Source organism: Marinobacter maroccanus, from assembly GCF_002933275.1.
Lineage (GTDB): Bacteria > Pseudomonadota > Gammaproteobacteria > Pseudomonadales > Oleiphilaceae > Marinobacter > Marinobacter maroccanus.
In genome coordinates this window covers 1-12,424 of the sequence record NZ_PSSX01000005.1, presented here as the reverse complement: position 1 = coordinate 12,424, position 12,424 = coordinate 1, and the positions used below count along the sequence as shown (strand labels likewise).

The 12,424-nt window shown below is 58.0% G+C and carries 8 protein-coding genes; 5 read left to right on the top strand and 3 right to left on the bottom strand.

Annotation, left to right across the window (positions count from 1 at the left end; all coding sequences use genetic code 11):
• Nucleotides 1–4: 4 nt before the first annotated feature.
• Nucleotides 5–2,680 carry an HzsA-related protein gene (locus tag KEHDKFFH_RS07530; protein ID WP_479684615.1) on the bottom strand — a complete coding sequence of 892 codons (2,676 nt, stop codon included), beginning with the start codon at nt 2,678–2,680 and terminating at the stop codon, nt 5–7.
• 197 nt (nt 2,681–2,877) lie between these two features.
• Here KEHDKFFH_RS07530 and KEHDKFFH_RS07525 point away from each other — a divergent pair, with 197 nt between their 5' ends.
• Genes KEHDKFFH_RS07525 through KEHDKFFH_RS07515 form a run of 3 tightly spaced genes read left to right on the top strand, consistent with a single transcriptional unit; the run spans nt 2,878 to nt 8,182 of the window.
• Nucleotides 2,878–4,113: a hypothetical protein gene (locus KEHDKFFH_RS07525; RefSeq protein WP_104321352.1), complete on the top strand. Its 1,236-nt coding sequence runs from the start codon at nt 2,878–2,880 to the stop codon at nt 4,111–4,113.
• A gap of 31 nt (nt 4,114–4,144) precedes the next feature.
• Nucleotides 4,145–6,610 (top strand): LamG domain-containing protein, encoded by a 2,466-nt coding sequence (locus KEHDKFFH_RS07520; protein ID WP_192875758.1) that lies wholly within the window; start codon nt 4,145–4,147, stop codon nt 6,608–6,610.
• Between the two features lie 12 nt (nt 6,611–6,622).
• Nucleotides 6,623–8,182: a general secretion pathway protein GspF gene (locus KEHDKFFH_RS07515; protein ID WP_104321350.1), complete on the top strand. Its 1,560-nt coding sequence runs from the start codon at nt 6,623–6,625 to the stop codon at nt 8,180–8,182.
• 21 nt (nt 8,183–8,203) lie between these two features.
• Here the strand turns inward: KEHDKFFH_RS07515 and KEHDKFFH_RS07510 are convergent, their stop codons facing one another.
• Complete coding sequence (locus KEHDKFFH_RS07510) at nt 8,204–9,217, bottom strand: FAD:protein FMN transferase (RefSeq protein ID WP_241956455.1); 1,014 nt, start codon at nt 9,215–9,217, stop codon at nt 8,204–8,206.
• 217 nt (nt 9,218–9,434) lie between these two features.
• On the opposite strand from KEHDKFFH_RS07510, the gene KEHDKFFH_RS07505 reads away from it, so the two are divergent.
• Nucleotides 9,435–11,048 carry an alpha-glucosidase family protein gene (locus tag KEHDKFFH_RS07505; RefSeq protein WP_104321349.1) on the top strand — a complete coding sequence of 538 codons (1,614 nt, stop codon included), beginning with the start codon at nt 9,435–9,437 and terminating at the stop codon, nt 11,046–11,048.
• A 31-nt stretch (nt 11,049–11,079) separates the two neighbouring features.
• Nucleotides 11,080–12,195, top strand: coding sequence for a maltose/maltodextrin ABC transporter ATP-binding protein MalK (malK, locus tag KEHDKFFH_RS07500; RefSeq protein WP_104321348.1), 1,116 nt, complete (start codon nt 11,080–11,082; stop codon nt 12,193–12,195).
• 116 nt (nt 12,196–12,311) lie between these two features.
• Here malK and KEHDKFFH_RS07495 read toward each other — a convergent pair.
• A partial coding sequence (locus KEHDKFFH_RS07495; protein ID WP_146084194.1) for a transposase occupies nt 12,312–12,424 on the bottom strand: 113 nt, incomplete at its 5' end.

The window sequence follows — 12,424 nt, the reverse complement described above, 5'->3', positions numbered from 1 at the left end:
TGGATCAGTCTTCCGGAGCGTCGAACGGATTGTTGAAATACTGGCCGCCAATATCCAACCACTCTGCAATCAGTCGCAGTTCGGCGGGCGAGAGGAAATCCCTGTGTGATCCGTCGTCGGCGAATACGTCGAAGAAACGACTGGCACGAGCACCGTTGACGGACATTGAAGCCTGCACCGGCACTGTTACCAGGATGGGTTGTTCATCTCCGTTGGTGTCCAGAATGGGATTGCCTTCTTCGTCCCTCAAAACCTCCCCGGAGTCCACGAGCACATCGATCAGGGCGCCGTTAACCAGTTCCTGCTCACTATCCGGGAAGAGCAGTTCTCTGTAGGCGTTGAAGTGTAGCGGTTCATCGGGTGACGGGCCATCGCCCAGATCCAGTTGTCCAGCCGGCACTTGCTGAGCGTCCGCCGCATCGGTGTCCGTATGGCAACTGGTACAGGTGTAGTCATCCACGACCGCCATGGTGTCCGGATCCAATACCTCCCGATTGACGCTCCACAGCGGATGAATATGCTGCTCGTAGTTGATCACAATCCGGCAATTCGGCGCCCAGTCGGTGGCACATACGCCGGATATCGGCGGCGGTGTCTGCAGATCGGCATAGGCGTAGGCAAAGCTGTCAGGCTTGGGATCCACGGCATCTCCGGACCATTCATCGGCATAGATTACATCCGGCGTCGGCCGGCGAATCTCGTTGATGCGGGCAAACACCTGAGCCATGGTTTCACCCATGTCGGCAAACAGAGCCGGGTCGGTATTCGGGAACGGAAGGCTGGTGGTTGCGGCCCCACCCCACACGGACGCTCGACCGGCATCCGGTCTGCCATGGGGTGTCGGACTGTTCGGGTTGTGGCACCCTGAACATTCAAGGGTCTCGCCGGGGCGCACCGTGAGCCAGTTCTGGTGCCGGTTGCCCATAGCGCCACCAACACGCTGGCCTTTCTCATCAAGAATACGGATGGCAAAAGCAACATTGGCGGGCACCGCCACCTTCACTGACCCATCAGGCTCTATCGGCACGTAGCCCAGTATCTCCCGCATTAGCTGACCCCGGCTGCGGCCAAAGGCGCTGTTGTCGAAATCCCGGACATTCTCATCGGGAATGGCCACGGGTTTTTCCAGGCGAAGGAACCTGGCAGACCGATCCTCCGGCGGCGTTTGCAGCGGATCGGCCATTGCAGCAATACCAGCCGGCGTGGTGTCTACTCCGTCAATATCGTAGACACTGCGAATGTGCAGAATCCCGTAACCGGCATCCCCGAGAGCGCCCTCATCACCGGTAAACTGGGACTCAGGAATAAATCCCTCCAGGGGCCGCTCCTTCATCAGTACTGCTTCATCGAACTGAATACCTTCAACAGGTGGGACGACTGGTCGCTGGGTTTCACTGGTGATATCGAGAAGCCAGAGACCGTAGACGGGCTCTGCGGGCTGATAATCTTCAGATTGAAGGCGGTCTTCCGTGCAGTTAACAATCCGGTCGGTTGCTGTTTCACGCAACCGGCAGGGTGTCCAACTCACCAGGTAGCGGTTGGTACCATCCAGCAGTGGTGAAACCGATGCATAGCTGCCTTTCAGCGACAGCTGCCCATCCAGGCCTACACCGGGCACAAGCGAGCGCTGACCAGAACCTTCGGTCCCGTCGATGCGCAGGTTGGCCTCAACAAACTGGTCAACATCGACTTCTGCCAACACGGACGCATAATCATCACTCTCAAATGGCCTTAGCTGAACCAGCAGATTGCCACTGTCTGACTTGCGGGGCTGCAGATATTGAATATCGTTGGTTTCTGGTACCGAATCGTGAGAGTGACGACCGAAGAGATAGCTCAGGCCGGTACCGTCAGGGTTCACGCGATAGAGGTTTACACCGTTGTTGCGGGTCTGGCCGGCATTGTCCCAGCGGCTGAACACAATGGTGCCGTCGTCCGCCACCATGGGGTCGAGGTCGTGGCTCTGGTTGAACGTGATCTGCTCAATATTCTGGCCATCATCGTCCATCACATGCAGAACAAACGCAGGGCTGTCACCCTCCTCGTCCAGGCCGGAATACTGGGGTTTGCCTTCATCCAGCAGCACCGCCTTCGAAATCCGCTGACGGGTGGAAGAGAAAACGATCCTGCCATCGGGCAGATAGGCGGGCGCAACGTCCTGGCCAGCACGGGCAGTGACGTCCGAATCGATGATCCGGCGCAGGATGTCGGTACTAACATCGTATTCCCAGATATTCCAGGTTGGCTGATCCTCGTCATCGGCATCTTCGATTTCCGGGGCGCGCATGGCGAACAGCAATCGCAAGCCATCGTGGGAAACGTGGAGATCTTTCACGTCATAACGCAACTGGCCGTTGTCATCGAGGAATTGCGGCCCGGCGAACGCCCTGGAAGCAATATCCCGTGTTTCGGCATCTGCGGTCGCACTGGCCTTCAGTAACAGCCTTGCTCCGGGACGGAAGGCGCTCGGGTCGGCAAGGTTATCCTCCACCAGGGCACCGGTGTTCTCGTCAAAAAGCAGTGCCCGTTCGACATAAGCCACAGGGTTCTCGACAACCACCGGGTCCGCCTGCTGGCTGTCACTGCTTGAAAGACAGCCAGACAGAGCTGCAAGCAAGCCAAGTGCGATGGCGAGGCGAGCACTGAGTGAGACAGAAAGACTTGGTGACTTAATTTCCAACGCGACAAACCCTGTTCCGGATGACATTCCATGACATAAATTAAGTCGGTTCCGAGGGCAGGCTCCAAGGCTTTTACGTAACCTAATGTAATAACGTGGCCTACAGCTCAAAACGGAGGATATAGCAAGCCGTAAACTTTTAACAAATGTCAAAAAGCATTAATGTGCGATTGCTAACGATCACCGAGGGAAAGGACATGACCGGCCGGAACAGGATCATAAGCCTGATCAGCAAGGCTTGCAGTACCGCAGTTCTCATTGCGCTGGTGTCTGGGCAGGCAAGCATTGCTCAGGCCGGCCCCAGAGAACAGGCCAAACGAATTCACGACCGGATTGCCGGCGTGCCTCCTTCCGCCGACGTCCTTGACGACATGGAAAGCGATATTATCTCGGGCAACACCATTGACGCCGCCTTCACTGCCATGGAGGACAGCGCCTTCTACGACGTCACCCTGAAGAATTTCGCCGCCCCCTGGACCAACGAGGCGATGTCAAAGTTCGTGCCCCTCAATGATTATATCGCCACGGTGATTGGCCTGGTGCGGGACGGGGAAGATTTCCGCAAAGTCCTGTATGACGATGTGCTGTATATTGGAGATCCTTCACTGAATCTGCCGAACTACTCCAACAGCAACAACAATCACTACGAATCCCTGGAGAACAGCGGGGCCAGCCTCAAGAACAATCTGATAAGCGTGAATCAGTCGACCTACACCGGCCTGCCGCCCTCTGCCACCGCGGGCGTCATTACGTCAAGAGCCTCAGCCCGAGCATTCTTCAGTGCCGGAACGAACCGGGCCATGTTCCGCTTCACGCTGATCAATCACATGTGCAACGACCTGGAACAGGTTGCGGACGTTACTCTGCCACCAGACCGCATTCGCCAGGATGTGTCCCGCAGCCCGGGTGGTGACAGCCGGGTATTCCTGAATAACTGCGTGGGCTGCCACAGCGGCATGGACCCCATGACCCAGGCGTTTGCCTACTACGACTACGAATACGACGCCAATGCCGACCCTGATGGGGAGCTGGGCAGGCTGGTCTACAACGCCATGGGCGAAACGGATCCGGAAACAGGCTCCAGAGTTCAGGCCAAGTATCACATTAATGCTGCAACCTTTGAGCAGGGCTATGTGACACCCGACGACCGCTGGGATAACTACTGGCGCCAGGGCGCCAATCGTCGTCTGGGCTGGGATCAGTCGCTCCCGGGATCGGGCTCCGGTGCCAAGAGCCTGGGTAGAGAGTTCGCCCATTCCGACGCCTTCGCCGAGTGCCAGGTCAAGAAGGTGTTCGAGAATGTCTGCCTGCGACCTCCCTCAAACAGCGCAGACCGTTCACAGGTAAGCAATATGGTTGCCAGCTTCGCAAGCCAGGGTTACGACCTGAAGCAGGTATTCGCGGAATCCGCTGTGTACTGCATGGGGGAGTGAGGACGCTATGAAAACACCTAAAGGAATTTCCATGAGCTCCCTCAAATCAGTCATCGCCGTCACTGCCCTGGCCTTCCTGCTTTCGGCCTGCGGTGGCGAATCCACGGAACAACTGCCGAATACATCACAGAATTCAGGCACGGTTACCTACAACGGGCCGGCTCCCTCGACCGATGATGTGGCCAACTTCAAACGCACCGTATGGGACAACCTGGTCACCCAGGATAAATGCGGCGCGTGCCACGGCTCCAATGGTCAGGCACCGACGTTCGTCAACGAGCAGGACGTGAACCTGGCTTATGCCCAGGCGAACTCCATCGTTAACCTGTCTGATCCATCCCAGTCCACGATGGTGACCAAGGTCGCCGGTGGCCACAATTGCTGGCTCCAGAGCACGTCAGCCTGTGTGGACATTCTCACCACCTATATTTCCAACTGGGCCGGCGGTTCTGAAGGCTCAGCCAAAACGGTTGAACTTCGTCCTCCCACAATCAAAGATCCCGGCGCCACGGTTTCCCTGCCCAGCGACCCTGGTCTGTTTTCCACCACTGTGTATCCAGAACTCAGACAGTATTGCAGCGACTGCCATGCTGACGGTGGCCAAACTCCCTATATTGCCAGTGCTGATATCGCCACAGCCTATGGCCAGGCGAGAAGCCGCATAGATGCAATGAATCCCGGCGCATCCCGACTGGTTGAGCGCTTACGCTACGACTTCCATAACTGCTGGGATGACAACTGTGAAGCCTCGGCCGATTTGATGGAGCTGAAGATTCTCGAAATGGTCCAGGATCTGAACGCCCAGCCTGTGGACCCGGCAATGGTTGCCAGCAAGGCGCTCAACCTTCAGGCAGACGGCCTGCTTGCAAACTCCGGCGGCCGCTTTGAAGACAACGTGATTGCCCTTTACGAGTTCAAATTCGGGGAAGGCCAGACCGCCTTTGACACCAGCGGCGTGTCGCCTGCACTGGATCTGACTCTGAGTGGAAACGTTGACTGGGTTGGCGGCTGGGGCATCGACCTTGGCCCAGCAGGAGAAAATGAGCAGGGTTTCATGGTTCCTGCCGGCAAGGCCCAGGGCAGTACCACCGCCAGCCGGAAGCTGCACACCCTGTTGACCGCTTCCGGCGAATACAGCATCGAGGCCTGGGTCGCCCCGGGTAACATCACCCAGGAAGATGCCCGCATCGTGACCTACTCGGGCTCATCCACCACTCGCAACGTTACACTCAGCCAGTCGCTCCAGCGTTACGAAGTACTGCATCGCAGCACCACCAGCGATGAGAATACGCCTTTCGCGACCCAGGACGCCGACATGCTGCTGCAGGCAACCCTCCAGCACGTGGTGGTGAATTACACCCCGGCGACCGGGCGCCAGATTTTTGTGAATGGCGTTCCGACCGGCGATGTCGACCCGGACGACGGCGGACTGTTGACAGAATGGGACGACAGCTTTGCCCTGGTACTGGGCAACGAGACCGATGGCAACTCCCCCTGGCAGGGTGCGATCCGGATGGTTGCCATCCACAATCGTGCGCTGACACCAGAACAGGTCCAGGCCAACTTCGAGGTGGGTGTTGGCCAGAAGTTCTATCTCCTGTTCGGAGTCTCTCACCTGATCAACCTGCCCGAGAGTTTCATCGTGTTCGAAGTCAGCCAGTTCGATAGCTATGCCTACCGGTTCACCAGTCCCTTCTTCATCAGCCTTGATGACACCGCCGAGCCATCAAACATTCCTCTGCGCGGCATGCGACTGGGCATCAATGGCAAAGAAGCGACTGTCGGACAGGCCTGGGCCAATCTGGACGTTGTCCTGGACAGCGGCAGCTATGAACCGGGCACCGGGCAGCCGCTCTCCTCTCTGGGCACCATCATTGCACTGGAAAACGGGCCCGAGAGCGATGAGTTTTTCCTGACGTTCGACCAGCTGGGCGGTAACAACTTTGCCCGTTCGGAGCCTTCTCTGCCGCCTCAACCGCAACCCGCTGACCTGCCATCGTCATCGGAGATCGGCTTGAAAACGTTTGACGAGATCAACGAGTCCATGTCGCGGATGACCGGCGTTCCCACAACCAACCAGGCTGTATTCAACACATACACCACGGTAAAGCAGCAACTGCCCACGGTAGAGACGATCCAGGGATTCCTGTCCTCTCATCAGATGGCGGTTACCCAGATGGCCATCCAGTATTGCGATGCCCTGGTCTCAAATGCACAGCTTCGGGACCAGATGTTCCCCGGGTTCGATTTTTCCGCCCCGGCCAGCACGGCCTTTGATCACGGCGGCAAGAGCCTGGTTACCGGGCCGCTTCTGTCCCGTTTCGTAGGCAGCAATCTGACTTCGCAGCCCGCAGACAACGATATACAGACCGAACTCAGCAGTCTTATGGATAAACTGACCAACTGTGGCGCCGGATGCCCAGCAGACCGCACGGAAACAGTCGTCAAGGCTAGCTGCGCCGCTGTGCTTGGCAGCGCCACCACCCTGGTTCAGTAAAGGAAGCCGATCATGTTTATACGCAAATCACGCAAGAAGCCTTTGGCCAACGGCAGCCCACTGCTCCATGACGATCACGGCAAACCACGGACCCGCCGCGAATTTATCGCCCAGGGACTGATGGCTGGCTCTGCGACGGTGTTCGGTGCCTCTCTGTTCAGCCTGTTCGGTAATCCCAGAATGGCGTCCGCGGCGCTCTCTTCAGACCTGGAAACGCTCAAGCAAAGCTGCGGCATAGCGGTTCAGGGTGCCGGCAAGATTCCATTTATCTGCTTTGACCTGGCAGGCGGAGCCAACATCGCCGGCTCCAATGTGCTGATGGGCAAGTCGGGCGGGCAAATGGACTTCCTGAGCACTGCAGGCTACAACAAGCTTGGCCTGCCGGGTGACATGCTGCCCAACGACCCGGCGTTCGTGAACACGGAGCTGGGCCTGGCGTTCCATTCCGACAGTGGTTTCCTGCGCGGCATCCTGCAGAGCACCAGTGCCGGCACCCGGGCGGCAATCGACGGCGCCATTATTGCGGCTCGCTCGGAAAACGACACCGGCAACAACCCCCATAACCCGATGTATGGCATTCATCGCGCCGGTGCCGACGGCTCCCTGCTCTCTCTTGTCGGTTCACAGAGTTCGGAATCCGGTGGTAACTCGCTGGCACCGATGAACCTGATCAATCCTGAGGTACGTCCCACGAAGATTGACCGGCCCTCAGACGTTACCGGCCTGGTGGACGTGGGCGACCTGATCGGCATTCTGGACCAGCAAGATGCTGTCGCCGTCATGGAATCCATCCAGCGCATCAGCGACGCCAAGATGAACCAGGTCAATACGGGCATCTCGACGGATGAAGTCGTCAAGGACCTTGTCCGCTGTGGCTATGTAAAGAGTGCCGATCTCGCCGACCGATTCGGCAACCCGGCGGATCTGGATCCGGAGTTGGATCTCGAAATCGTTGGCCCCACTGGCATCTTCAGCCGCGATGAGTTCAACAGCAACCGCGAATTCCGCAAAACTGCATCTGTGATGAAGCTGGTTCTGAGCGGCTATGCCGGTGCCGGCACGATCACCATGGGAGGCTACGACTACCACACGGGTGAGCGCGGAACCGGCGAACGTCGTGACGAACAGGCAGGCCGTTGTATGGGGGCCTGCTTGGAATACGCAGCCCGGGTGGGCATGCCGCTGATGCTCTACGTATTCAGTGACGGCTCGGTGTCGAGCAACGGCCGGATTGACGATTCCATGGACGGTCGTGGCAAGGGCGAATGGACCGGCGACAACCAGCAGACGGCCGCCTCTTTCTTCCTGGTTTACAACCCGGCAGGCCGCCCTGCTCCGATTCGCAGGCAGATCGGCTTCATGCGCTCTGATGCGTCGGTGGAAACTGCCTCCAGTCCTGCGGCCAACAACGTCAACCAGTTGGTTCAGACCGTGCTGCTCAACTACATGGCATTGCACGGTGAACAAAACCAGTTCGGAACCCGCTTCAATGGCCACGGACTGGGCAATGGCACATCTCAGGACAGCCTTATTGCGTTCTCGAATGTCGTAAACGGCACTATCGGAAATTGACGGAAACTGCTCGTTCCGCCCCTAGTCTGTTTGGGGCGGAACGAGCCCTTCTGACACGTGCATCATGCGCTGATCGTCGATAACCACAACATCAATACCCGGCAAACGCTCGATCATCTCCAATCCCTTCGCAGGTCCGAGAACAAACACCGCCGTGGACAGGCCGTCGGTTGTCAGCGCGTCCTCGCCGATAATGGTCACGCTCTGGACGCCCTGAACCGATTTGCCGGTCTCAGGCGACAGGATGTGATGGACTCTTTCTCCCGCTTCATCCACGAAGAACCGCTCGTAATCCCCGGAGGTAGACACCGCCACGTCTTCCAGCGGCAGAACCACCGCATTGCGCCGTTCTGAGCGGGGGTCCCGAATGCCCACGTACCAGGGTCGGCCCCGCTTGTCTCCCAATAGCCTCATATCGCCACCGGCACTGAGGCGGGCATGGCGGATACCAAGGCTCACAAGGCGCTCGATACCCAGATCAACGGCATAGCCCTTGGCAATGCCGCCCAGGTCCACCCGGATCCCTGTCTGGCGGAATTCGACGGTTTGGGCATCCCGATCAAGAATCACATCCCGGAAATTCACCCGTGGCAGGCCAGATCGGAGCTCCTCCTCCGTCGGCTTTTTGCCGGCTCTGAAGTCGTACAGGTAACCAACCGAGCCAAAGGTGATGTCGAAGGCGCCATCACTGAGAATCGATACCTCCCGCGCCTTGTCAAGCACCTGGAACAGACCGTCACTGACGGTAACGGGACCATTGGCGGCATTGCGGTTGAGTCTGGAGACTTCCGAGTCCTCCCGGTAGCGACTCATCTGCTCATCGACCTGATGAAAAACCGCCAGCACCTCTTGCCCAACCCGGTCCGCCAGCGCTTTATCCTCAGCCCAGAACTCCAGTTCGACAGGCGTGGTCATGGCGGTATCAGAGAACCGATACCAGTCAGCGCTGGCCGTGCCCGCAAAGCCGGCAAGCCAGAGGCAGGTTACCAACACCGGGGCCCGCCATAACCACTCTCCAAATCCTGTATTACTCATTCCGGGTTCACCATGTCTGTTTTCCACTCCTCATCACCATCGTTGGCTCACCCCTCCTACTCCCCCCTCATCCCCCCGTCTACGCCAACAAAAAGTGGCGCAGGAGGATGAAGGGAAGGCGCGCCAGACGCAGTATGGATCGAGTCTATTTGGGTGGAATCCTATGACCACCTCAACAATAACAACTTCTCACCGCCAGAAGTACAAGCGAGGCTACATGATCAAGAACCCGGACTGGTGGCGTGGCGCCGTCATTTACCAAGTTTATCCGCGAAGTTTTTACGACTCCAATGGCGATGGTATAGGAGACCTGCCCGGGGTCACCGCAAAGCTGGACTACATCGCCAGCCTGAACGTGGACGCTATCTGGCTATCCCCGTTCTTTACCTCCCCGATGAAAGACTTCGGCTACGATGTCTCGGATTATCGCAACGTGGACCCTATCTTCGGAACTCTGGAGGATTTCGACGAGCTGATTGCCGAGGCCCACAAGCGGGACCTGAAAATCATGATCGATCAGGTGTTGAGCCATTCCTCAGACCAGCACCCCTGGTTTGTCGAAAGCCGTGCCAGCCGTGACAACCCGAAGGCAGACTGGTACGTGTGGGCCGACCCGAAATCCGACGGCACGCCGCCGAACAACTGGCTGTCGGTCTTTGGTGGCTCGGCATGGGCCTGGGACAGTCGCCGAAAGCAGTATTATCTGCACAACTTTCTCACCAGCCAGCCGGATCTGAACTTCCACAACCCGGAGGTTCAGGAACAGGTTCTGTCAGATGTTAAATTCTGGCTGGACCGCGGCGTCGACGGGTTCCGGCTGGATGCCATCAACTTCTGCTTCCACGACCCCAAACTGCGGGATAACCCTGCCAGCAAGGCTGTTGCAGAAGGCTCTATTGGCGTGCGCAAGGAAAACCCCTACGCCTACCAGTTCCACAAGTACGACAAGACCCAGCCGGAAAACATCGAATTTCTGAAGCGCCTTCGTGCTCTGCTGGACCAGTACCCGGGCACCACCACGGTAGGCGAAATCGGCGACGACAATTCCCTTCAGACCATGGCCGATTACACCAGCGGTGGCGACAAGCTGCACATGGCTTACTCCTTCGATCTGCTGACAGAGCAGCACGGTGCGGATTTCTTCCACAAAACCGTGAACACCATCGAAGGCAAGCTGACCGACGGCTGGCCCTGCTGGGCCATCGGCAACCACGATGTAGCCCGTGTTGCCACTCGCTGGAACGCCACATCGGAGCAGCAGCTCAAGGCCTACATGGCCATGCTGCTGACCCTGCGCGGCAGCGTCTGCATCTACCAGGGTGAAGAACTGGGGCTGACCGAGGCCGAACTGCAATACGAAGACCTTGTCGATCCCTACGGCATTACCTTCTGGCCGGAATACAAGGGCCGGGATGGTTGCCGTACGCCCATGGTCTGGCACCACAAGGAATCCCACGCCGGATTCTCCGATGCGCGCCCCTGGCTGCCGGTTTATGATGATCATTACAATGCGGCTGTCGCTGTCCAGCATGCTGAGGATAATTCCGTGCTGGCCGCCTACCGGGCGTTCCTGGGCTGGAGAAAGGATCAATCCATCCTGCTCAAAGGGGACATAGAGTTCAGCAAGAGCCCGAAGAATACCCTGGTTTACACACGCAGTCTGGGTGATGAAACCGTGATGGTGGCACTGAACTTGAGCGAAAGCGCCGTCACCATTCCAATGCCCGGCGTTGGCTCACCTGAACCGGGTACCCCGGATTTCGTGGGCGGCCAGTGGCATGGCAAGGATCTGACACTCGGGCCCTGGGGCATCGACATCGCCCGGCTCTGACATTCAATGACCTAACAAGAAGACACGAGATATGGCCAGCGTCACTTTACGCAATATCTGCAAGAGCTATGACGAAGCCCAGGTAACCCGAGACGTTAACCTGGACATTCAGGACGGAGAATTCGTGGTCTTTGTCGGGCCCTCCGGCTGCGGCAAATCCACCCTGCTGCGCATGATCGCAGGCCTGGAAGACATTACCTCCGGCGACATGTACATCGGCAACGACCGGGTTAACAACCTGCCGCCCAAGGAACGGGAAGTAGGCATGGTGTTCCAGTCCTATGCCCTCTACCCCCACATGGACGTGGCGGAAAACATGGCGTTTGGCCTCAAGCTGGCCAAAACCAACAAAACTGAAATCAACCGTCGGGTTCAGGATGCCGCCAACTTGCTGCAACTGGACAAGCTCCTGGAGCGCAAGCCCAAAGACCTCTCCGGCGGCCAGCGCCAACGCGTAGCCATCGGCCGGACCATTGTCCGGGAGCCCGAGGTATTCCTGTTTGACGAGCCGCTGTCAAACCTCGATGCCTCCCTGCGGGTCCAGATGCGCATCGAAATTTCCCGCCTGCACAAGCGCCTCGGCGCCACCATGGTGTATGTGACCCACGACCAGGTAGAAGCCATGACCATGGCAGACAAGATCGTGGCCCTGGACAACGGCACCATCGCCCAGGTGGGCAAACCCATGGAGCTCTATCACTACCCTGCTACCCGTTTTGTCGCCGGCTTTATCGGCTCGCCGAAGATGAACTTCATTGATTGCACCGTCGTTTCCGCCAGCAACCAGTCCGCCACAGTCGTCATGCCTGGCGATCACCACCTGGAACTGCCGGTAAACGGCGCGGAACTCTCCGAAGGCGAAACCGTAACCCTGGGGATTCGCCCGGAACACCTGAGCGAAGATCAGGAAGCCGACATGTACCTGCAAGGCGAAGTGCACGTAGTGGAACGCCTGGGCTACCAGACTCTGGTACATCTGGACGTCAACAACGTCGAAGGCGTAATCACCATGCGCACCGACGGCTCCAACCCGATACAGGAAGGCGCCCGAATGACCCTGGGCATGAACGCCAACAAATGCCACCTGTTCCGCCAGGACGGCACCGCCTGTCCGCGCCTCTATCGCGAGCCCTGCATCGACTTCTAACCTACTCCGAGGGGCCATCCGGCCCCTGTCTGATTCGATCTGTCGTCACCCTTAACGGGGTTACTCTTTGGCCGGTTCCGTCACGTACCAGCTTTTTTTGGGACCAAAAAAAAGGTTCATCGCGCTTTACCGGGAAACGCTGCTTTTATCTTTAGGAAGAAGTAATCGTTGTCCCGGTAGCCATAAGCCATCCGCTTGATCACCTTGATCTTGTTGTTCATTCCCTCCA